Raw genomic sequence first — 22,573 nt, 5'->3', positions numbered from 1 at the left:
CGACAGATGAACACAAGGGTGAATGGGGCATGAAACCGGTCAAGGTCGTCCAGTGGGCTGGTGTGGCGGTGGCGATTGTCGTCGCCGCGGTCTTTGCATATATGTCCGGCTTGAGCCCGTTCAACGAGCCCGGCGCAAGCCGCGAGGCCGCTCGCACGCCTGCTGTTACGGAACAAAAGGCCGGTGGCACGGAAAGCAGCCCGGCCGCGGATCGCGCCGAGGGGCAGGGCGGACAGCCCGCTTCAACCGCCGCCGGCACTGCGCAGGACATGGCTTCGGCGCAGGACGACGGCGGGCAGGAAAGCGCGCCGGCCCCGCAGGTCACCACGCCTTCCTTCGACATCGTGCGCGTGGAACCGGACGGCTCCCTCGTCGTGGCCGGTTCCGCCGGGGCGGAAGCCGGCGTCGAACTGATTTCCGGCACCCGCAAGCTTGGCGAGACCAAGGCGAGCCTTTCCGGCGATTTCGCCATCGTTCTCGACATCCCGCTCAAGCCCGGCGATTACCAGCTTGTCCTGCGCTCGACCGAAACCGACGGCCGCGCCGCCACGTCGCTCGAAACGGCCATTGTCGCCGTGCCGGAAACCGAGGAAGGCCAGGTGTTGGCCCTGGTTGAGGAGCCGGGCAAACCCAGCCGCCTGATCACCACGCCGGCCCCGCCGCGGCCCAAGCCGCAGGACGCGGCGCCGGCGCAGACGGCACGGACAGAAACCGCGCCGGCTCAGGCCGAACCCGCGCCGGATGGCCGCGAGGACGGCGCGGCTGGCACGCAGGGCGCCGCCACGCTTCAGGCGGGCAGGGAAGGCGGAAGCGGACAGACGGCAGCCGGGACCGGGGCTGACGAGACCGTCGCCATGGCCACGCCCGGGATTGGTTCCGATCGGCAAGCCGCTGATGCCGCCCCACAAGGCGCTGATCCTGTGCCGGAAAACCCCGATGCCGCTCAGGAAGGCAGGGAGGGAACGGCCAACGAGACGGCTGGCGAAGCCGGGGCGGCATCGCCGGCCGGCGATGCCGCGTCGCAGGAGACGCGCGCGCCAGAGGCGCAACAAGCCGCCGGCACACCCCGGTCGCCCGGTGGCGCGGGTGAAGCAGCCCCTTCCGCCGATGGCGATGCTGCCGGGCAGCCGGATCCGGCGATGAAGCCGCGTGAGGATACCGCAAGCGCCTCCGGTGACGCGCCTGTGCAAACGGCCGTGGCCGATCCGTCCGCTGGCCGGGAAGCCGGCACGGCGGATGGCGAAAAGCAGCAGACCGCGACCGACGCCGCGCCAAGGCCGGAACCTGACGCTGCGCCCGCCAGGGCCGCGGAAAAGCCCCTGGTGCTTGTCGAGGCAGTCGAGATCGAGGGACGCCGCGTCTTTGTCGCCGGCGCTGCAACCGGCGGTGCGCGCGTGCGCGTCTATGCCAATGAGATTCTTCTCGGCGATGCGCCGGTCACCGATGGCGGGCGTTTCCTTGTCGAGGCGACGCGAGACCTGCCGGTCGGCGACTATATCGTTCGGGCCGATCTTCTGGCCGCCAACAATGCCGATGTGATTGCCCGCGCAGCCGTGCCCTTCCGGCGCGCCGAGGGCGAGGCCATCGCGGCGGTGGCGCCGCGACAGCCGGAACCGCAAGCCGGTACGGGCACCCGGGAGCGCGCCGCGCAACCCGCCACGGACGCCGAGGAACCCGCCCGGACCGCAACGCAGGCCGGAAGCGCGCAACAGCAGCCTGCCCGGGAAGACGCCGGGGCCCGGTCCGGTGAGAGGCTGGCCGCGGCCGAACCCGGTACCGATGGCTCCAGCCCGCCCGAAAGCGGCGGACAAGCCGCCCCCGAACCGGATGGTGGTGCCACTGCACCGGCAGACATCAAGGCCGCAACGGTCGGGGATGAACCGGCGGCCATGCCCGGCAGCGTTTCCGAAACGGTGGCCACCACCGCGCCGGCGCTGGAGGCAACGGACGGCTCGGTCATCATCCGGCGCGGCGACACGCTGTGGCAGATTTCGCGCCGGGTCTACGGGCGAGGTGTGCGCTATTCCACCATCTATCTGGCCAATCAGGAACAGATCGCCGATCCCGACCGCATCTGGCCGGGGCAGGTCTTCCGGGTGCCCGACCAGACGCCGGAAGGCGAAACCGCCGACATGAGCACGGTGGAAACGCCGGTGCAGGACGGTGATTCCGGCGGCGAGGAATCCGGCGCGAAGTAGACGGGCTTGCTTTCGCAAGCCGTTTGCATCTTGCCGGGCTGACCTCTTGCATTCGCTTCATTCATCGTATATCGGCGATGAACGATGAATGAAGCGACTCGATCCCTTTCGCCCGCAGAGCCTTGCCGCCAGACCGCCAGCGATGCCGACTTGGCGCGCCGGCTTGCGGCGCTGGGCAACCCGGCGCGGCTGCGCATTCTCAGGCGGCTGGCCTGTGCCGATGCCTGCTGCTGCAAGGATGTGGTGGAAACGACCGGGCTTGCCCAGTCCACTGTCTCGCAGCATCTCAAGGTGCTGGTGGAGGCGGGTTTCGTGACCTATGAACCCGATGCCCAGCGCTCCCGTTATTCGCTGAACCGTGCGGCGCTTGCCGGCCTGCGCGGCGATTTCCATGACCTGCTGGCCGGTTGCTGCGCTGCCGGCCCCGCGTCCTGAACAGGAAAATTCCTCTTGGCAAAGACCGTTTCCGCCGATTCCGGCTCCACGTTCCAGACGCTGCGCAATCTCTGGCCCTATATGTGGCCGGCGGGAAGGCCGGACCTGAAGATGCGGGTTGTCTGGGCAGCGTTTTTCCTCGTTGTTGCGAAGCTGGTGCTCATGCTCGTGCCCTATTTCTTCAAATGGGCGACGGATGCGCTGAACGGTGAGGGCGATCTGCCCGGCGGGCTGCCGGTGTTCCTTCTGGCCCCGGTTGCGCTGGTGCTGGCCTACAACATCGCCCGCGTCGGCCAGCAGGGCTTCAACCAGTTGCGCGATGCGCTGTTCGCCCGCGTCAGCCAATATGCCGTGCGCCAACTGGCCCACCGCACCTTCGTTCACATGCACAAGCTGTCGCTGCGCTTTCATCTGGAACGGCGCACCGGCGGCCTGTCGCGCATCATCGAGCGCGGCACCAAGGGTATCGAGACGATCGTCCGCTTCACCATTCTCAACACGGCCCCCACGATCATCGAATTCGCCCTGACGGCGGTGATCTTCGCCGTGACCTATGGCTGGCAATATGTGGCGGTGGTGGCCGTCACGGTCTGGGTCTATACCTGGTTCACGGTCAAGGCATCGGACTGGCGCATCCAGATCCGGCGCGAGATGAACGATTCCGACACCGACGCTAACACCAAGGCCATCGATTCGCTTCTGAACTACGAGACGGTGAAGTATTTCAACAACGAGGCCATGGAGGCCGACCGCTTCGACCGCTCCATGGCGCGCTACGAGAAGGCAGCCACGCAGACCTGGACATCGCTTGGCTGGCTGAACTTCGGGCAAGGGGTGATTTTCGGCATCGGCATGGCCGTGGCCATGGTCATGTCGGCACTGGAAGTACAGGCCGGAACGCAGACGCTGGGCGATTTCGTCTTCATCAACGCCATGCTGATCCAGCTCGCCATTCCGCTCAACTTCATCGGCTTCATCTATCGCGAGATCCGCCAGGGCCTGACCGATATCGAGCAGATGTTCGACCTGCTGGATGTCAGGGCCGAGGTGGTGGACAAGGCCGGCGCGTCGCCGCTGGCCGTCGATGCCGGCACGATCCGCTTCGAGGACGTGCACTTCGCCTATGACCGCGAGCGCGAGATCCTCAAGGGCATTTCCTTTGAAGTGCCTGCCGGCAGGACCGTGGCCATTGTCGGGCCGTCGGGGGCGGGCAAGTCCACCATTTCCCGGCTCCTGTTCCGCTTCTACGACGTGAAGTCGGGCGCCATCACCATCGACGGGCAGGACGTGCGCATGGTGACACAGGAGAGCCTGCGCGCAGCCATCGGCATGGTGCCGCAGGACACGGTTCTCTTCAACGACACGATTGCCTACAACATCCGCTACGGCCGCCCGGATGCCAGCGAGGAAGAGGTGCGCCGCGCCGCCGAACTGGCGCAGATTTCCGGTTTCATCGAGAAACTGCCCGAGGGCTACAAGGCCATGGTCGGCGAACGCGGGCTGAAACTGTCGGGTGGCGAGAAGCAGCGCGTCGCCATCGCCCGCACCATCCTGAAAGCCCCGCCCATCCTCATCCTCGACGAGGCGACATCGGCGCTCGATACCCATACCGAGCAGGAAATCCAGTCGGCGCTCGATCTGGTGTCGCGCGGGCGCACCACGCTGGTCATCGCGCACCGGCTTTCCACCGTCATCAGCGCCGATGCCATCATCGTGCTGCGCGACGGGCTGATCGCGGAGCAGGGCACGCATCGCGAACTGCTGGCGAGGAAGGGCCTCTATGCCGACATGTGGGACCGCCAGCGCGAGGCAACGGAAGCCGAGGAGCGCCTGCGCCGCGCCCGCGAACAGGACGACATGGGCGTCGTCGTGCGGGTCCGGCCGGCCGACGTCTGAAGGCACGGCGGAACGCCCGGCGCGTTTTCTCCACCTTGCGCCCGGCGTTTACCTTTCCCACATTCCCGTTTGCCCCGCCGCCCGCCCATCGTGTATGGCTTGGGCCGCTGATCTTTCCGAAAGAGACAAGATACCCACATGAGTCTTGCCGACACCATTTCCAGGACTTTCGTCCCCGTCCGCCGCGAGGGCTGGCCCTTCATCGCGGCCTTTTTCGCGGTGGCGCTCGTTCTTGGCCTCATCTGGGATCCGCTGTTCTGGATCGGCCTGGCGCTGACCGCCTGGTGCGCCTATTTCTTCCGCGATCCCGATCGCGTCGTGCCGCAGGATGACGACCTGATCCTGTCGGCCGCTGACGGCGTCGTCTCGGCCATCGGCGAGACCGTGCCGCCGCCGGAACTCGGCCTCGGCGACCAGCCGCGCCTGCGGGTTTCGGTGTTCATGAACGTCTTTTCCGTCCATGTGAACCGCGCGCCCGTTCGCGGGCGCATCACCACGGTTCGCCATCGCGCCGGCAAGTTTCTGAATGCCGAACTGGACAAGGCCAGCGAACTGAACGAGCGCAACGGGCTGGTCATCGACGGGCCGCACGGGCAGATTGCCACCGTGCAGGTGGCGGGTCTCGTGGCGCGCCGCATCCTGTGCTGGAGCGGCGAGGGCGAGGATGTCCGCGCCGGCGAGCGGTTCGGCCTCATCCGCTTCGGCAGCCGGCTCGATATCTACATGCCGGAAGGATACACCCTGCGGGTGGCGCTCGGGCAAATGGCGGTGGCCGGCGAAACCGTGCTGGCGGAGTTCAACGCCGCGCGCCCCGCGCCTTCGACCCGGACGGACTGACGTGGCCATGGATGCCTTTCCGCCTTTCGACCCCAATGGCGAGCCGGAGGACGACAATGGCACCGACGGGCGCGGGCCGCGCCTGCGCGAAATCCCGCTGCGCATGGTCTGGCCCAATCTCATCACCACGCTGGCCATCTGTGCCGGCCTGACCGGCGTCCGCTTTGCCATCGAGGGCGAGTTCCAGCGTTCGGTCATGCTGGTCCTGCTGGCCGCCTTTCTCGATGGCATCGACGGGCGCGTGGCGCGCATGCTCAAGGCGTCGTCCAAGTTCGGCATGCAGATGGATTCGCTGGCTGACATCGTCAATTTCGGCGTCGTGCCGGCCCTGGTCATCTGGCTCTATTTTCTCAACCTGGCGCCTCAGGTGGGCTGGATCGCCGCGCTCATCTACGCCATCGCCTGCGCGCTGCGGCTGGCCCGCTTCAATGTCATGTCGGAAAATCCGGGCCGCGCCAAATGGCAGGGCGAATATTTCGTCGGCGTTCCGGCGCCGGCCGGTGCGCTGCTGGTGCTTCTGCCCGTCTATATGGGCCTTTCCGGTTTTGAGCCAGGCCAGCCTTCCGCCTATGTCTTCTCCGTCTACACGGTCGGCGTCGCGTTCCTGCTGGTCTCGCGCCTGCCGGTCTGGTCGGGCAAGGCGCTGGGGCTGAAAATCCCGCGCACCACCGTCATCCCGCTGATCCTGGCGGTCGCGCTGGCCATCATGCTGCTGGCCGCCTTCACGTTCGAGGCGCTGATCCTGCTGGCCTTGGGCTATCTCGCCGCGGTGCCGCTCTCCTTCGTGGCCTATCGCCGCCGCGAGCAGCGCGAACTGGCCGCGCAGGCGCGCGGGGAGGGCTGAGCGCGCCCGGTCAGGCGGCGTCGCGCGGGCCCTTGTCCCGTTCTTCGAGGCCGAGCTTCTCAAGCGCGATCGTTCGTGCGCCGGCATAGTCGGTCTTGCCGGAGCCGAGCACCGGTATGTCGCCCACCTTGACGATGTCGTGGGGAACCATGAGATCGGCGGCACCGGCCTTGCGGCCGAACTCGCGCAGTTTCTCCGCGTCCGCTTCCGTGGCCGTGGTCACCAGCACGATTCGTTCGCCCCGCCGCTTGTCGGGCACCGAAACCGCCGCATGGCGTTCTTCCGGCCAGAGCGATTGCACCAGCATTTCGACCGCGCCCAGCGACACCATCTCGCCGGCGATCTTGGCGAACCGCTTGGCCCGGCCCTTGATCGACAGGAATCCGTCGCGGTCGAGAGAGACGATATCGCCGCTGTCATGCCAGCCGTCGGCGAGCGGGCGCAATTCGCCGGGATGGTCAGCGGTCAGATAGCCCAGCATCAGGTTCGGCCCCTTCAGCCACAGCCGTCCGCCATCGGCGATGCCGTCCACCGGTTCGAGCCGTGCCTGGATGCCGGGCAGCAGCCGGCCCACGGTCGAAAGGCGTCCATGCGTGTGCGAATTCACCGCCACCACGGGAGAGGCCTCGGTCATGCCGAAACCCTCCAGCACCTGCGCCCCGAACCGCTCACGCCACACCCGCTCCGTTTCCGGTTTCACGGCTTCGGCACCGGCCACCACCATGCGGAGACTGGCGAAATCGGTGTCGCGGGCCATGCGGGCATAGCCGTTGAGAAACGTATCCGTGCCGAACATGATCGTCGGCCGCACCTTGGCCACGGTTTGCGGAATGAGCTTGTAGTGAAGTGGCGACGGGTAGAGGTAGAGGTCGACGCCCGAAAGCATGGGCAGGATGGTCCCCCCGGTCAGCCCGAACGAATGGAAGACGGGAAGCACGTTGAACAGGCGGTCTGCCGGCGAAAAAGCGATGCGTGAGGCGATCTGGGCGACATTGGCCAGGATATTGCGGTGAGACAGGACAACGCCCTTCGGCGTTCCTTCCGAGCCGGAGGTAAACAGAATGACCGCTGCATCGTCCGGCTGCGAGCGGGACAGCGGCCGCGCCCGGAAAAGCGCGCCAAGCACCTTTTCCGCAAGCGTGATACTGTCGCGAATGTCCTCCAGCCAGTGAACGGCCGCGCCGGTCTTGCGAACCGCTGCGAGAATGTGGCCGAGATCGGCTTTCTCGATGAAGGCGCGCGAAGTGACGACATGGCCGATCCGTGCCGCGCGGATTGCCGATGCCACATTCGCAGGCCCGGCGGTGTAATTGATCATGGCCGCCGGCCGTCCGGTCGCCTGCACGGCGAAGAAGGCGACGGCCACCCCGTTTGCATTGGGCAGCATCAGGCCGAGCGGTTCGCCGGCATGTCCGAAGCGGGCAAACCGTCGCGCCAGGATGCGGGCGCCGATCAGCACCCGCTTGCGGCTGAGCGAACCGGTCAACGGATCGGAAACCGCATTGTCGCGCGCGCCGAATCGCCGCGTCGCTGCCACCATGCTTTCATGGAGTGTCTTGCGGCTGGCGGCACTGGCGGCGAAGCGGGCATCCGCCATCCGGTCGAAGAAGGCGTTTGTTGCCGTGGTCGTCCCAAGCGCTCCGCGCGCCATCAACTGGCTGATCGTCATGGCCGGCAGGGCGTGAACGGTGAGCGGTTGCAGCCTCCGGCGCGGCGCCTCGCTTTCAGGGACGAGGGAGGCGGGCAGGTGGCGCGCCCCGTCGATCACCACGGGAACGACATGGGCCCCGGCCCGCAGGGCGATGCGCGCGATCGCGCGGTAGAGCCGCAGCGTCTTGCGATCGGGTTCGACGGCATGAGGCAGATAGACGGCAAGCCGTCCCTTGCCCCTGAGATGGCGCACCAGCCGCCGCGAGACGAACACGTGTTCCGCCTTGAAGACGATCGTGCGGGCCAGCGCGCGCCAGGGCTCCATCCAGCTTGCCCGGGCGGTGTCGCCATCCAGGATGTGCAGCGTATCGGCGGGAAGGGCGGCCAGCATGATGGCCGGGTCGAGCCGCGACTGATGCAGGACCGCATAGACCACCGGCGCGGGAGCGTTGCATGCGCCCGCCAGGCTGCTGTCGTCGAGCCGCCAGATCAGCTTGAACGGCATCAGCCAGAAAGCCTGTGCCAGGGTGCCACGGCCGCCGAGCCATTGGGCAAGAACGGCTGTCAGATAGGCAGCCGACACGAAGGCAAGAATGGACCCGGCAACGGTCATGCGCATCTCCTCCGCTGGCAAGCGTGTTCACCATGGGCAGGAAACACGGCTTTGCCTTGGGCGAGGGTAACGCAGGATTCGGCAGGGTCAATTGCACGCCATGCCGCAAGCAGGTCTTCAGGCCGGCCTGTTGTAATCCATGAAGCGGTTTTCCGGCACGTCGAACAGCTTGCCCGTCACGGTCAGCGCCGGATCGCCCAGCGCAACGATGGCCCTTGCCACCGTATCGGGCGTTGGCAGGGTTTGCGGATCTTCGCCCGGCATGGCCTGCGCGCGCATGGCGGTGCGCGTGGCACCCGGATTCACGCAGTTGACCCGAAGCTTCATGTTCTGTGTCTCGTGAGCCCAGGAGCGCGCCAGCGCCTCAACGGCCGCTTTGGACGCGGCATAGGGACCCCAGAAGGCCTTGCAGCTATGCGCCGCGCCCGATGACAGGATGATGGCACGGCCCGCGTCCGAGAGGCGCAGCAACGGGTCCATGGAACGAATCAGGCGCCATGTCGCGGTCACGTTCACGGCCATGACCTTGTCGAAAACCTTTGGCTCGACATGCCCGATGGGCGAGATCGTGCCCAGCACGCCGGCATTGGCGGCCATGATGTCCAGCTTTCCCCAGCGCTCGAAGATGGCCGCGCCGAGCCGGTCGATCCCCGGATGGTCGGTCACGTCGAGCGGCACCAGCGTGGCCGAGCCGCCCGCTGCCTTGATCTCGTCATCCAGTTCCTCAAGGCCGCCCTGGGTGCGCGCCACGGCGACCACATGGGCACCGGCCGCGGCGAAATGCTTCGCCAGGAAATAGCCGATACCGCGCGATGCGCCGGTCACCAGGGCCAGCCGGCCGGAAAGATCGGGAAGGTCGCTCATGGTGGTCCAGTCAGTTGTTGGCGGCCAGGATGGAAAGCTGACGCACATTGTCAGCGCCCTCATGGTCGGTGAGGCGGGTCGGATAGTCGGCCGTGAAGCAGGCATCGCAGAATTGCGGCGCCTCGCCGTTTCGCTGCGCTTCGCCGACGGCGCGGTAGAGGCCGTCAATCGAGAGGAAGCCGAGCGAATCGACGCGAATGAAATCGGCCATTTCCTTGATCGACATGCGCGAGGCGAGCAACTTGGCGGTTTCCGGTGTGTCAACGCCATAGAAGCAGGATGCCTGGGTGGGCGGCGAGGCAATGCGCATATGCACTTCCTTCGCGCCTGCATCGCGGACCATCTGGACGATCTTCTGGCTCGTCGTGCCGCGCACGATGGAATCGTCGACGAGAACGACGCGCTTGCCCTCGATCATGCGGCGGTTGGGATTGTGCTTCAGCTTCACGCCCATGTGGCGGATCGAATCGGACGGCTGGATGAAGGTGCGCCCTACATAGTGATTGCGGATGATGCCGAGTTCGAAGGGCAGGCCGGCCTCCTGGGCATAACCGATCGCCGCCGGGACGCCCGAATCGGGAACCGGCACCACGAGATCGGCTTCCACGGGATTTTCGCGCGCCAGTTCCATGCCGATCTGCTTGCGCACGCCATAGACATTGCGGCCCTCGACCGAGGAATCCGGCCGCGCGAAATAGACATATTCGAAGATGCAGAACCGCGAACCGCCTGTTTCGAACGGGAAATGGCTCTCGATCCCCTTGTCGGTCACGACGATCATCTCGCCGGGCTTCAGGTCGCGCACGTAGCGCGCGCCGATGATGTCGAGCGCACAGGTCTCCGACGCCAGGATATAGGCGCCATCGAGGTCGCCGAGCACCAGCGGCCGTATGCCCAGCGGATCGCGGCAGCCGACCATCTTCTTGTTGGAAAGGGCCACCAGCGCAAAGGCGCCCTCGAGCTGGCGCACCGCATCGATGAAGCGGTTGTTGAAGCCTTTTTGCTGGCTGAACGCCACCAGGTGCAGGATCGTCTCCGTATCCGAGGTGGAGGAGAAGATCGCGCCCTGTTTCTGCAAGGTGCGCTGCACTGTCATGGCGTTGGTGATGTTGCCGTTATGCGCGACCGCGAACCCGCCCTCCGCCAGTTCGGCGAACAGGGGCTGGACATTGCGCAGGCCCGCGCCCCCCGTGGTCGAGTAGCGCACATGGCCGATGGCCCGGTGTCCGCGCAGCCGGTCGATCACCGCCTGCTTGGTGAACGTGTCGCCCACGAGCCCGATATGGCGCTCGACATGGAATTGCGTACCGTCGAAGGAGACGATGCCCGCCGCTTCCTGGCCGCGATGCTGCAGTGCATGAAGACCCAGCGTCACAATGGCGGCGGCATCCTGTCGGCCGAAGATGCCGAACACCCCGCATTCATCGCGAAAGGCATCCGCCTCGTTGTCGGGCGCGTCTACTGGATGGAAGGAACGATCCGCGTCTGCCATGATCTGCGGCCTTTCTGCCTGCGGAAAACGATTCATGCCGGGCGTCAGCTCCCGGCAAGGATTTCAGAACGCCCGGAATGGGGCGAAAAGACGGACATGCGACCCATCAACCGTCCGAGGCGGCGTCATTTTCCTCGCCACCCGACCCCGGCGATATCCGCTTGAGGATCGAATTCTCCGGATCGTCGGGCAGAAGCCCCTGCAGCTTGGCACCAACGGCCTCCAGCATCGGCCGCGACTTGGCATTGGCGACCCATGCCGGCTGGTTGCTGGCCACGAGCCAGTTGAAGAACAACAGGCCCACCGCCACGACAAGAATGCCACGGGCTGCGCCGTAAACAAAGCCGAGCGTGCGGTCGAGTGGTCCGACACGGCTGTCAATGATGAAATCGGCGATCTTCATGGTGATGATCGTCACGATGATCAGCGCGACGAAGAACACCGCCGCCGCGGCCCCTGCCATAGCGATCTTTTCGTTGCTGATATAGGGCCTCAGCAGGGGCGTCACGAGCGGATAGAAGAAGTATGCCGCCGCGCCGGCTGCCACCCAGGAGGCGATCGAGAGAACTTCGCGGGAAAACCCGCGCACCATGGCTAGGATGGCGGAAACGAGCGTGAACGCGATCAGGACGCCGTCGAGAATGGTGATGGGCATGTGCCTTCAAAACCCCTGTGCCGGCGCGCCCGCGCCTTGAAATCCTTCATGCCTGCCCGTCCTGCCGCGCATCGCCCGCGATCCGCGCGACCAGTTCCACCAGCGTTTTCGGCTGGAAACTGCCCATCGCAACGGCTGCTCCGGCCTCCTCGCCACCCGATGGCATGACCGCCTGGCCAAATCCCAGCTTTTCGGCTTCCTTGAGCCGGTGTGCGGCATGGCCGACCGGTCTGACCGCCCCGGACAGACTGATTTCGCCGAAATAGACGCTATTGGCGGGAAGGGCAATACCAGCAAGCGACGAAACAAGGGCAGCCGCTACGGCAAGATCGGCTGCCGGCTCCGAAATCCGGTATCCGCCGGCCACGTTCAGATAGACGTCGTGCTGCGAGAAACGCACGCCGCAATGGGCCTCCAGCACGGCAAGCACCATCGACAGGCGCGGCGAATCCCATCCCACCACCGCCCGGCGCGGCGTGCCCAGCGGGGAGGGTGCGACGAGCGCCTGGATTTCCACCAGGACCGGCCGTGTGCCCTCGATGCCGGCAAAGACCGCAGCCCCCGGTGCGCTGGCCGAGCGTTCGCCAAGGAAAAGTTCGGAGGGATTGGCCACTTCCGAAAGGCCCCGGTCGCCCATGGAGAACACACCGATCTCGTCGGTCGCGCCGAAGCGGTTTTTCACCGTGCGCAGGATCCGGTGCTGATGCCCGCCTTCGCCCTCGAAATAGAGCACGCCGTCCACCATGTGCTCGACGACGCGCGGACCCGCGATCTGGCCTTCCTTGGTGACATGGCCGACCAGCACGATGGCTGCGCCCGTGGACTTGGCATAGCGGATCATGGCCTGCGCCGAGGCACGCACCTGCGTCACCGTTCCAGGCGCCGATTCGGCCAGGTCCGTCCACAATGTCTGCACCGAATCGAGAATGACGAAATCGGGCCGCGGACCCTGTTCCAGCGTTGCAAGGATATCCTCGACATTGGTTTCCGCCGCCAGTTCGACCGACGAATCGGCCGCGCCGAGGCGCTGGGCGCGCAAACGCACCTGCGCCACCGCTTCCTCGCCGGAAACATAGATGACCCGGTTGCCCCGGCGGGCCAGCGCCGCGGCCGCCTGCATCAGCAGCGTGGACTTGCCGATGCCCGGATCGCCGCCCACCAGCAAGGCCGAACCGCGCACGAAACCGCCGCCGGTGACGCGGTCCAGTTCGGCAATGCCCGTGGCAATGCGCGGCGCATCCTCGATCTCGCCCGACAGTGTGGTGAGTGCGACCGGCTTGCCCTTGCGAACCGAGCGCAGCGCCTGCGGTCCGCCGCCCACGCCGCCGCCCTGGCTGCCTTCCTCGACCAGCGTGTTCCATTCGCCGCAGCCATCGCATTTGCCGCCCCATCGCGGATGCACCGTACCGCAGGCGGTGCAGACGAATTGCGTTTTGACCCTGGCCATGCATGCCCCGAATGTTCTTGCTGTGTTCTTGTTGCCAGATCAGCTTGCCCGCGTCAATGCGCGCAGCCCGTCAGCCGCCGACATGACGTCGGTGATAGCGCGCGCCCAGGCTCGTCAGCAGCTCATAGCCGATCGTGCCGGCTGCCCGCGCTGCATCGTCGAGCGTGACGGTGCCGCCGAAAAGTTCGATCCAGCCGGCACGCCCAAGCTCGGCATCGGGCACGTCGGTCACGTCGAACATGGTCAGATCCATCGTCACCCGGCCGACGACGGGGACAGGCCGGCCATTGAGCGCACCGCAATAGCCTTGCCCGACAGCCTGTCGCAGCGGCACCCCGGCGCCCGATCCGGCACGGTGCCAGCCGTCCGCATAGCCGGCGCCGCAGACGGCGACGAGGCTGTCGCGCGCCATCACCTGCGATGCGCCGTAGGACACGGATTCGCCGGCCTTGACCCGCCGGATTTGCAAAATGCGCGCTTCCGCCTTCACCACCGGGCGCATCGGATTGGGCATTTCATTGACGGCCTCGCCGCCATAAAGCGCAATGCCCGGACGGGTGAGGTCGAAGTGGTAATCCGGTCCGAGGAACACGCCGGCGGAGTTCGCCAGACTTGATTCGATCTCTCCGAAGGCGGCGCGAACCCGTTGAAAAACCGAGAGTTGCATCCGGTTGAGCGTATGGTCCGGCTGATCCCCGCACGCCAGGTGGCTGACCAGGAGGATCGGGGTCACGGCATGGTCGCGCCCGTTGCGTTCGGCAAATGCCAGCGCTTCCGCTTCCGACAGGCCAAGCCGGTTCATGCCGGTATCGACATGGATGGCGCAGGGGCGGCGCGAGCCGTGCGCCTTCCAGTAGGACGCCCAGAGGCTGATCTGGTCGGGCGAGTTGAGCACAGGAACGGCACCGGCCTCGGCCAGCACGGCCGCGCTTTCGGTGTCGAAAATGCCGGAAAGCACGAACACCTGCATTGCCGGAAGAATGCGCTTGAGGCGCACCGCCTCATCGGGAACGGCGACGAAAAATGTCCGGCATCCCGCTTTGGCCAGCGCTTGCGCGGCCTGTTCCAGCCCTGTGCCATAGGCATCGGCCTTGACCACGGCCGCCGCTTGCGCCGTGCCGCTGCGCTCGCGCATGAGGCGGTAATTGTCGGCCAGCGCATCCAGGTCGACCGTCAGCCGTGCCGTTGCGATACGCGGATCGGCGGATGGGCGGCTCACTCGAACCGCTCCGGCAGGCGGTCCTCTTCTGCCAGGTCGGAGAAGCGCGTGAACTGCCCCTCGAAGGCCAGTTCCACGGTCCCGGTGGGTCCGTGACGCTGTTTGGCGATGATCATTTCGGCCTTGCCCTTGGCGCGTTCGAACTTTTCCAGCCACGTGGCATGTTCGGCCGAGCCTTCTTCCGGCTCGCGGTTCTGCAGGTAGTATTCATCGCGATAGACGAACAGCACCACGTCGGCATCCTGCTCGATGGAGCCGGATTCGCGCAGGTCGGCCAGTTGCGGGCGCTTGTCATCACGCGATTCCACCTGGCGCGAAAGCTGCGACAGCGCGATGATGGGAACGTGAAGTTCCTTGGCCAGCGCCTTCAGCCCGGTCGTGATCTCGGTGATTTCCTGCACGCGGTTCTGGCTCGACTTGGCCGATGATCCCTGCATGAGCTGAACATAGTCGATGACGAGGAGATCGAGTCCGCGCTGGCGTTTCAGGCGCCGTGCCCGTGCAGTGAGCTGGGCAATCGAGATGCCGCCCGTCTGGTCGATATAGAGCGGCACCCGCTGCAGCATTTCCGAACAGGCGACGAGTTTCTCGAAATCCGTCTCGGTGATCTCGCCCCTGCGGATCTTGGAGGAGGATATTTCCGTCTGCTCGGAAATGATGCGCGTGGCGAGCTGCTCGGCCGACATTTCCAGGCTGAAGAAGCCGACGACACCGCCGCGCACGGCCTTGACCGAACCGTCGGCCTGCTCCGCCGCCTCGTAGGCTGCCGCCACGTTGAAGGCGATATTGGTGGCCAGCGACGTCTTGCCCATGGCCGGACGGCCGGCAAGGATGACGAGGTCGGAGGGCTGCAGTCCGCCGAGCCGCCGGTCGACATCGCGAAAGCCGGTGGAAATTCCCGACAGGTGGCCTTCGCGCTGATAGGCGGCGCCCGCCATGTCCACCGCCAGCTTCACCGCATCGGTGAAGGTCTGGAAGCCGCCATCGTAGCGCCCCGTCTCGGCCAGCTCGAACAGGCGTCGCTCCGCATCCTCGATCTGTTCCTGCGGCGCCATGTCCACCGGCGCGTCGAAGGCGATGTTGACCATGTCCTCGCCGATGGTGATCAGCGCGCGCCGTGTCGCCAGGTCATAGATCGCGCGGCCGTAGTCCTCGGCATTGATGATGGTGACGGCCTCGGCCGCCAGCCGCGCCAGGTAGTGCGCCACCGTCATGTCGCCGACACGCTCGTCTGCCGGCAGGAAGGTCTTCAGCGTGACCGGATTGGCCGCCTTGCCCATGCGGATCAGCTCACCCGCGGTCTCGAATATCTTGCGGTGCAGGGCCTCGTAGAAATGAACCGGCTTGAGGAAGTCCGAGACGCGGTAGAAAGCGTCATTGTTGACCAGGATGGCGCCCAGCAGCGCCTGCTCGGCCTCGATGTTGTTCGGCGCCTCGCGGTACAGTCCGCCGTCCTTGCTATCCAGTTTCCGCGCCGCCTCGGCCATCGCGTTTCATCCACCCTGTCTGTCTGCCTGTCCACAACCGGTTTAACCCGCTTGCCCGCGCGCGCAAGCGTCTGCCGCCGGGAATCGTGCCATGTCTCGGATACCCACGATAATCACAGGCTGGGGAAAACCGAAACCGCGATTCAGGACGTCCGGGCTTGACCGTCCGCGGTCGCGAATCGCCTTGCCGGTAAAGGTTGACGGGGCCGGAAAACGAAAACGCCCGGGCAGCATGGCCCGGGCGCATGGATGATCTGCCGGCAGGCCGATCAGGCGTTCTCGTCGCCTTCCTCGGCGGCAGCCTCGCCTTCCTCGTAGCCTTCCTCGTCACCGGTGAAGAATTCATCCGGGCGGGCCGCGTCGTTGATGTCCTCGCCGTAGATCGCCTCGGCGGAGGTCAGGTCCTCGCCGCGCGCCTGACGCTCGGCCTCGTCGGTGGAGCGGGCGACGTTCAGCGTGACGGTGACTTCCACTTCCGGGTGCAGGGCGATGGCGACATCCGACAGGCCGATGGCCTTGATCGGCTGGTTCAGGTTGACCATGTTGCGGCCGACCGTGAAGCCTTCGCCGGCCAGGATGTCGGCCACGTCACGCGCGGCGACCGAGCCGTAGAGCTGGCCGGTTTCGCCGGCGGCGCGAACGACGATGAAGGTCTTGCCGTCGAGGCCCTCTGCGATCTTGGCGGCTTCGGCCTTGCGCTCGTTGTTGCGGGCTTCGAGCTGGGCGCGCTCGGCCTCGAAACGGGCCTTGTTGGCGGCATTGGCACGCAGCGCCTTGCCCTGCGGCAGCAGGAAGTTGCGGGCGTAGCCGTCCTTGACCTTCACGGTCTCGCCCATGTGGCCGAGCTTGGTGATGCGTTCGAGCAGGATGACGTCCATTGTCGTGTTCCTTTCGTTGATACTTGGATTCAGGGAAGGGGAGGCGGACCGCCGGCGTCGGACATGCCGGCCGGCCTGCGCGTGTCGGTCAGTCCTGCAAGCGCGAAGATGAACAGGACCGGAATGAAGAAGAGTGCGGCCAGATAGGCAGCGCCAAGCGCCGCCGGGCGCCAGGGCTTGCCCATGGACCGGTCGTGCAGCATGGCGAAACCGGCCAGCATGAAACCCGCGGCCATGGCCCCGGAGACGGCAGCGCCGACATGGCCAAGGGGGCCGGAAACGATCGTCAGCAGCATGGCGCCGGCGAAGACGGGCAAGGCCGTGCGCGGCATGCGCAGCGAAAGCGGCCAGATGTCGTCCGGCCGCCGCGATTGCCCGGCCCGTTTCGCAAAGGCCATCGCGGTGTAGAAATTGGCGACGAGAACACAGACCCAGACCCAGGGAAGCTGTGCCGGAACCAGTGTTGCCAGCATGGCCACGATCTGGCCGCGCTGCTCCTCGCCAAGCTGAAGCTGCGGATCGGCCTGCCGCATGGCCTCGATCAGGCGCGCGGCAAGTTCCGCGACGAAGGCGTCGCCATAGCCATGCACGATGCCGGTGACGATGAAACCGGCGGCAACGGCAAGGCCGGTATAGAACAGGATGTCGGCCAGCGGGAACCAGACGAGTTTTCCGGCGGGGCCGCCCACTTCCTCTGCCGGCCGGGCCAGGTTGGCCAATTGCGCCGCCAGCATGGACGGAAAGACGATGACCGCGGCCACGACGACGGCGCCCAGTGTTCCGGCGACGGCGGCGACAACGCCGATGGTGGTGACGGCGGCGGCAAAGCCGGACGCGGCACCGAAGCCGAGCGTGGCCAGCATCAGCGGCAGGGGAGAAAGCATGAACAGGAAGGCCATGCCTCCGCTCATCGCGGCCGAGAGCGCGGCTGCGGCAAGGCCGGCAAGGACGCCGGCGCCAATGGCGATGGTCTGCTTCTTCGTCATGGTCGCTGTCCTGCTCTCTTCAAGCAGTTAGGGGAGCATGTCCCCAACCCGGTCTTGAGCGTGGCGTCCGCGCGCCGTTCACGCGGGGCCTTGTGAAGGCCCGGCGGCCGGAGCCGCCGGGCCAGAACGGTCTGCTTACTGCACCACGTAGGGCAGCAGGCCGAGGAAGCGGGCGCGCTTGATCGCACGGGCGAGTTCACGCTGCTTCTTCTGGCTGACGGCCGTGATGCGGGACGGCACGATCTTGCCGCGCTCGGAAATGTAGCGCTGCAGGAGCTTGATGTCCTTGTAGTCGATCTTCGGCGCGTTGGCGCCGGAGAACGGGCAGGTCTTGCGGCGACGGTGGAACGGACGCCGGGTCGGGATCTGGTTGATGTCGACCATGGTCGCTTCTCCTTAATTGTCGCGGCGCGGGCCGCGGTCGCCACGGTCGCCACGATCACCGCGGTCGCCACGATCACCGCGCGGGCCGCGGTCGCCACGATCACCGCGCGGGCCGCGCTCGTCGCGGCGCGTCATCATGGCGGATGCGCCTTCTTCATGTTCCTCGACGCGCACCGTCATGTAGCGCAGCACGTCTTCGGACAGGCGCTGCATGCGCTCGATCTCGTTGATGGCGGCAGCCGGGGCGTCGATGTTGATGAGCGTGTAGTACGCCTTGCGGTTCTTGTTGATCCGGTAGGCGAGGGACTTCAGTCCCCAGTTCTCGACCTTGCCGAAAGAACCGCCAGCCTGCTCGACGATACCCTTGTACTGTTCCACAAGGGCATCGACCTGCTGCTGGGAGAGGTCCTGACGGGCAAGGAAGACATGTTCGTAAAGAGCCATTTTCTCTTGCCTTTCTTCCGTTTCGTCTGCCGTTCACGGCGGCTAAGCCTCTGCGACTTTCCAGGAAACATCCGCGTTTGGCGGAGAAGAAAGGCGCTTGGGTGCGGTCGAGAGCGGAGACGGGAAGGGAGGCCGAAGACCTTTTGGCTTCTGCTTTGCCCGGAACACGGACAAAACCCTCCGTTCAACCCCCGGCCATGACCGGCAGAACGGCGCGCTTATACAGGTTTTTCGGCCCGTGGCAAGTCCGTTCGTCCGGTCGGCTCCGGTCAATTGTTGTCCGGGTGGGTTTCCGCCTGCCAGGCAAGGCGCCCGGCGGCAATGGTGGCGGCTGTTGCGGCAATGGCGAATATCCCGCCGGCAACGAGCGTGGCAACCGCTCCCAGATGCAGGAGGCCGCCGACGGCCCATGCTGAAAGAAATGCCGCCGCATAGGCTTCGGTGGCGATGAAAAGTGTCGTTCCGGCCACGCCGGCGATCACGGCTGCGTTGACGACGCGCCGCACGGGAACGGCCGGCGCGTCGGGGAGGGTCTGTGTCTTGTTCATGGAATCTGTTCCGGTCGCTTCCGCCATGGAGCGCAAGCATGAATCGACACGCCCGGATTGCGGCGAAAATGTGGCGGAACCGGCATGGCCGCTGTCCGCGCGCGGTTTTCCTGTCGGAGCCGTGAGAGCCCCGCCCGCTTGACTTTCGCGGTCCACCTGCGCAACGAGGGCGGGATACAGGTGCCAGCATTCATCAGGGAGCGGTTTATCATGGCCATTGCATTCACTTTTCCAGGCCAGGGCAGCCAGTCGGTCGGCATGGGCAAGGAACTGGCCGAGGCGTTTCCGGAGGCACGCGCCGTGTTTGCCGAGGTCGATGACGCGCTGGGCGAAAAACTTTCGGCGCTCATGTGGGAAGGGCCGGAAGAGACGCTGACGCTGACCGCGAATGCGCAACCGGCGCTGATGGCCGTTTCGATGGCGGTCATGCGGGTCATGGAATCGCGCGGCTTTTCGTTGGCGGGAAGCGCGGCCTGCGTGGCCGGACACTCGCTTGGCGAATATTCCGCGCTTTGCGCCGCCGGCATGTTCACCATTGCCGACACGGCCCGCCTGCTGCGCATCCGCGGCAATGCCATGCAGGCTGCTGTGCCTGCGGGCGAAGGTGCCATGGCGGCTGTCATCGGCCTGGAAGAGCCCGATGTCGCTGCCGTCTGCCAGGAAGCGTCGGCCATCGGCCCCTGCCAGATCGCCAATGACAATGGCGGCGGCCAGATCGTCATTTCGGGCGCGAAACCGGCCGTTGAGAAGGCGGCCGCGCTGGCCGGCGAAAAGGGGGCGAAGCGCGCCATCATGCTTCCCGTTTCGGCGCCCTTCCATTCCTCCATGATGACGCCGGCGGCCGATGCCATGCGGGAAGCCCTGGCAACGGTGGAGAAGAAGGCGCCGGTCGTGCCCGTCATTGCCAATGTCACGGTTTCGCCGCTGACCGATCCGCAAGAGATCGCCGGGCGGCTTGTGGAGCAGGTGACGGGCCGGGTGCGCTGGCGCGAGACCGTGCAGTGGTTTGCAGCCAATAACATCGGCACCGCCTATGAGATCGGCTCCGGCAAGGTGCTGACCGGCCTGGCGCGGCGCATCGACAAGTCCGTGTCCGGCATTGCCGTCAACACGCCGGCCGACATCGAGACCGCGCTCGCCGCGCTGGCCTGACCGCCGCCGGCCAAGCCCGAACCGCGAAAGGAATTGCAACATGATCGACCTGACTGGCCGCAAGGCATTGGTGACGGGCGCGACTGGCGGCATCGGCGAATCGATTGCCCGCCAGCTTCACGCCCTTGGCGCAACCGTGGGGCTGCATGGCACCCGTGTCGAGAAACTGGAAAGCCTGGCCGCCGATCTCGGCGATCGTGTCGTTCTGTTGCCCGCCAACCTGTCTGACCGCGATGCGGTGAAGGAACTGGGCCGGAAGGCGGAGGCCGAACTGGAGGGCGTGGACATCCTCGTCAACAATGCCGGCATCACCCGCGACGGCCTGTTCGTGCGCATGTCGGATGCCGACTGGGATGCCGTCATGGAAGTCAACCTCACCGCTGTCTTTCGCCTGACCCGCGAACTGACCCACCCGATGATGCGCCGCCGCTTCGGGCGCATCGTCAACATCACCTCGGTCGTCGGCGTCACGGGCAATCCCGGACAGGCCAACTACTGCGCCTCCAAGGCCGGCATGATCGGCTTCTCCAAGTCGCTCGCCCAGGAGATTGCCAGCCGCAACGTCACGGTCAATTGCGTCGCGCCCGGATTCATCGAATCCGACATGACCGAAAAGCTGAATGAAAAGCAGAAGGATGCCATCATGGGCGCGATTCCGATGAAGCGGATGGGCAGGGGCGACGAGATCGCGTCCGCTGTCGCCTGGCTGGCTTCCGATGGCGCCGCCTATGTCACCGGACAGACCATTCACGTCAATGGCGGCATGGCGATGATCTGAAAACGGCTGATTTGCTGGCCGGGCGGCCCGGTCAAGCCCCGAAGTTTTGGGTATTTCCCGCCGCCCCGCCATCTTTCAGCTTGATTACCGGCAGGCCTGCCGTTAACGAAGGCGCACCTTTTTCAAACCAAGTCGAGGGTTCCGACATGAGCGATATCGCAGACCGCGTCAAGAAAATCGTCGTTGAGCATCTGGGTGTGGATGCCGACAAGGTCAACGAAGGCGCGTCCTTCATCGACGACCTGGGCGCTGACAGCCTGGACACTGTCGAGCTCGTGATGGCCTTCGAGGAAGAGTTCGGCGTGGAAATCCCTGACGATGCCGCCGAGACCATCCTGACTGTCGGCGACGCCGTGAAATATATCGAGAAGGCTTCGGCCTGATTGCTGTTGCCGGGGCGGCCGCATCCGGCCGCCCGCGCAGCGCCTGCTTTCCCGTTTCAGCGCTGAACCCATGGAGAGTCTCGCATGCGGCGAGTCGTAGTCACCGGTATCGGCCTCCTTTCGCCCTTCGGCATGGGGGCGGAGCACACGTGGAAGCAGATCCTGGCCGGCAAGTCCGCCTGCCGGAAGATCGACGCGTTCGAGACCGATGATCTGGCCTGCCGGATCGCCCATATCGTGCCGCGTGGCGATGGGTCCGACAACACGTTCAACCCTGACCGTTTCCTTGAACCGAAGGAACAGCGCAAGGTCGGCGCGTTCATTCTCTACGGGATCGCCGCCGCTGAAGAGGCCATTGCCGATTCGGGCTGGAAGGCGGCGACGTATGAGCAGCAGTGTGCCACGGGCGTCCTGATCGGGTCCGGCATCGGCGGTGTCGACGGCATAGCCGAAAGCACGCTGACGCTCGACCAGCGCGGCCCGCGCCGCATTTCCCCCTTCTTCATTCCGGGCAACATCATCAACCTGATTTCGGGTCAGGTTTCCATCCGGCACGGTTTCAAGGGCCCGAATCATGCGGTCGTGACCGCCTGCTCGACCGGTGCCCATGCCATTGGCGACGCGGCCCGCCTGATCATGCTGGGCGATGCCGATGTCATGGTGGCCGGCGGTGCGGAAGCGCCGATCACCCGCCTCTCGATGGCCGGTTTTGCTGCCTGCAAGGCGTTGTCCACCAAGCGCAACGACGATCCGCAACGCGCCTCGCGTCCCTATGATGCGGACCGCGACGGTTTCGTCATGGGTGAGGGCGCCGGCGTCGTCGTCCTGGAGGAACTGGAACATGCCAGGGCACGTGGTGCCCGGATTTATGGCGAGGTCGTCGGCTACGGCCTGACCGGTGATGCCTATCACATCACCGCGCCTGCCGAGGACGGCGATGGCGCCTATCGCTGCATGCAGGCGGCCATGAAGCGCGCCAATATCGCGCCGGCCGATATCGACTACATCAATGCCCATGGAACCTCCACCATGGCCGACGTGATCGAACTCGGCGCTGTCGAACGCGTGCTCGGCAATGCGGCGTCGAAGGTGTCGATGTCCTCGACGAAATCGTCGATCGGCCATCTGCTTGGCGCGGCCGGGGCGGCCGAGGCGATTTTCTCGCTGCTTGCCATCCGCGACAATATCGCCCCGCCGACGATCAACCTCGAAACGCCATCGGTGGAAACGGCCATCGATCTGGTGCCGAACACGGCGCGCGAGCGCCAGATCGATGTCGCACTGTCCAACTCCTTCGGCTTTGGCGGCACCAACGCGTCGCTGGTGTTCCGACGCTGCGACGGCTGATGGCGAACCGCCTTTTCGCCATATTGGCTGCCGAAA

20 protein-coding genes and 1 pseudogene are annotated in these 22,573 nt (G+C 65.8%); 9 read left to right on the top strand and 12 right to left on the bottom strand.

Annotation, left to right across the window (positions count from 1 at the left end):
- The first annotated feature begins 29 nt into the window (after positions 1-29).
- The 5 genes and pseudogenes from R3D65_RS02200 (at position 30) to pssA (ending at position 6,210) form a co-directional block, all read left to right on the top strand.
- Positions 30-2,198, top strand: a complete 2,169-nt coding sequence (locus R3D65_RS02200) for a LysM peptidoglycan-binding domain-containing protein (RefSeq protein ID WP_371273592.1) — start codon at positions 30-32, stop codon at positions 2,196-2,198.
- A gap of 84 nt (positions 2,199-2,282) precedes the next feature.
- Complete coding sequence (locus R3D65_RS02195; protein ID WP_371273591.1) at positions 2,283-2,633, top strand: ArsR/SmtB family transcription factor; 351 nt, start codon at positions 2,283-2,285, stop codon at positions 2,631-2,633.
- A 15-nt stretch (positions 2,634-2,648) separates the two neighbouring features.
- Positions 2,649-4,529, top strand: coding sequence for an ABC transporter ATP-binding protein/permease (locus R3D65_RS02190; RefSeq protein ID WP_371273590.1), 1,881 nt, complete (start codon positions 2,649-2,651; stop codon positions 4,527-4,529).
- Positions 4,530-4,664: 135 nt separating this feature from the next.
- Positions 4,665-5,366 (top strand): annotated as a pseudogene (locus R3D65_RS02185) (phosphatidylserine decarboxylase); the annotation flags it as partial.
- Between the two features lie 7 nt (positions 5,367-5,373).
- Positions 5,374-6,210 carry a CDP-diacylglycerol--serine O-phosphatidyltransferase gene (gene pssA, locus R3D65_RS02180; protein ID WP_371274338.1) on the top strand — a complete coding sequence of 279 codons (837 nt, stop codon included), beginning with the start codon at positions 5,374-5,376 and terminating at the stop codon, positions 6,208-6,210.
- Between the two features lie 10 nt (positions 6,211-6,220).
- Here pssA and R3D65_RS02175 read toward each other — a convergent pair whose 3' ends face one another.
- The 12 genes from R3D65_RS02175 to R3D65_RS02120 form a co-directional block, all read right to left on the bottom strand.
- Entirely contained in the window at positions 6,221-8,473 is a 2,253-nt protein-coding gene (locus R3D65_RS02175; RefSeq protein ID WP_371273589.1) for an AMP-binding protein, read from the bottom strand.
- 117 nt (positions 8,474-8,590) lie between these two features.
- The gene (locus tag R3D65_RS02170; RefSeq protein ID WP_371273588.1) at positions 8,591-9,337 is read right to left on the bottom strand and encodes an SDR family NAD(P)-dependent oxidoreductase; all 747 of its coding nucleotides are present in this window, start codon (positions 9,335-9,337) and stop codon (positions 8,591-8,593) included.
- Between the two features lie 10 nt (positions 9,338-9,347).
- A complete protein-coding gene (gene purF, locus R3D65_RS02165) occupies positions 9,348-10,829 on the bottom strand; it encodes an amidophosphoribosyltransferase (protein ID WP_371273587.1) in 1,482 nt (493 codons plus the stop codon).
- Positions 10,830-10,935: 106 nt separating this feature from the next.
- Positions 10,936-11,484: a CvpA family protein gene (locus R3D65_RS02160; protein WP_371273586.1), complete on the bottom strand. Its 549-nt coding sequence runs from the start codon at positions 11,482-11,484 to the stop codon at positions 10,936-10,938.
- A 46-nt stretch (positions 11,485-11,530) separates the two neighbouring features.
- A complete protein-coding gene (gene radA, locus R3D65_RS02155) occupies positions 11,531-12,931 on the bottom strand; it encodes a DNA repair protein RadA (RefSeq protein WP_371273585.1) in 1,401 nt (466 codons plus the stop codon).
- A 70-nt stretch (positions 12,932-13,001) separates the two neighbouring features.
- The gene (gene alr, locus R3D65_RS02150; protein WP_371273584.1) at positions 13,002-14,150 is read right to left on the bottom strand and encodes an alanine racemase; all 1,149 of its coding nucleotides are present in this window, start codon (positions 14,148-14,150) and stop codon (positions 13,002-13,004) included.
- On the bottom strand, positions 14,147-15,637 hold the full coding sequence (locus R3D65_RS02145; RefSeq protein ID WP_371273583.1) for a replicative DNA helicase: 1,491 nt from the start codon (positions 15,635-15,637) through the stop codon (positions 14,147-14,149). Before R3D65_RS02145 ends, alr begins: the two co-directional genes overlap by 4 nt.
- A gap of 269 nt (positions 15,638-15,906) precedes the next feature.
- Positions 15,907-16,515 (bottom strand): 50S ribosomal protein L9, encoded by a 609-nt coding sequence (rplI, locus tag R3D65_RS02140; RefSeq protein ID WP_371273582.1) that lies wholly within the window; start codon positions 16,513-16,515, stop codon positions 15,907-15,909.
- A 29-nt stretch (positions 16,516-16,544) separates the two neighbouring features.
- Complete coding sequence (locus R3D65_RS02135; RefSeq protein ID WP_371273581.1) at positions 16,545-17,501, bottom strand: DUF2232 domain-containing protein; 957 nt, start codon at positions 17,499-17,501, stop codon at positions 16,545-16,547.
- A 135-nt stretch (positions 17,502-17,636) separates the two neighbouring features.
- Positions 17,637-17,885, bottom strand: coding sequence for a 30S ribosomal protein S18 (gene rpsR / locus R3D65_RS02130; protein WP_371273580.1), 249 nt, complete (start codon positions 17,883-17,885; stop codon positions 17,637-17,639).
- A gap of 12 nt (positions 17,886-17,897) precedes the next feature.
- On the bottom strand, positions 17,898-18,329 hold the full coding sequence (rpsF, locus tag R3D65_RS02125) for a 30S ribosomal protein S6 (protein ID WP_371273579.1): 432 nt from the start codon (positions 18,327-18,329) through the stop codon (positions 17,898-17,900).
- 269 nt (positions 18,330-18,598) lie between these two features.
- Positions 18,599-18,877, bottom strand: a complete 279-nt coding sequence (locus tag R3D65_RS02120; RefSeq protein WP_371273578.1) for a hypothetical protein — start codon at positions 18,875-18,877, stop codon at positions 18,599-18,601.
- Positions 18,878-19,087: 210 nt separating this feature from the next.
- Between R3D65_RS02120 and fabD the strand changes: the two genes are divergently transcribed.
- The 4 genes from fabD to fabF all read left to right on the top strand — a co-directional run bounded on the left by fabD (position 19,088) and on the right by fabF (position 22,537).
- Positions 19,088-20,029, top strand: coding sequence for an ACP S-malonyltransferase (gene fabD / locus R3D65_RS02115; RefSeq protein WP_371273577.1), 942 nt, complete (start codon positions 19,088-19,090; stop codon positions 20,027-20,029).
- 40 nt (positions 20,030-20,069) lie between these two features.
- Positions 20,070-20,807 (top strand): 3-oxoacyl-[acyl-carrier-protein] reductase, encoded by a 738-nt coding sequence (gene fabG / locus R3D65_RS02110; RefSeq protein WP_371273576.1) that lies wholly within the window; start codon positions 20,070-20,072, stop codon positions 20,805-20,807.
- 146 nt (positions 20,808-20,953) lie between these two features.
- Positions 20,954-21,190, top strand: coding sequence for an acyl carrier protein (locus R3D65_RS02105; protein ID WP_099304929.1), 237 nt, complete (start codon positions 20,954-20,956; stop codon positions 21,188-21,190).
- Between the two features lie 84 nt (positions 21,191-21,274).
- Positions 21,275-22,537 (top strand): beta-ketoacyl-ACP synthase II, encoded by a 1,263-nt coding sequence (gene fabF, locus R3D65_RS02100; protein ID WP_371273575.1) that lies wholly within the window; start codon positions 21,275-21,277, stop codon positions 22,535-22,537.
- The last annotated feature ends 36 nt before the right edge of the window (positions 22,538-22,573 follow it).

The sequence above is a fragment of the Zhengella sp. genome (assembly GCF_041397485.1).
GTDB lineage: Bacteria > Pseudomonadota > Alphaproteobacteria > Rhizobiales > Rhizobiaceae > Zhengella.
The sequence above is the reverse complement of the archived record's forward strand: the minus strand, read 5'-3'. Positions and strand labels throughout refer to the sequence as shown.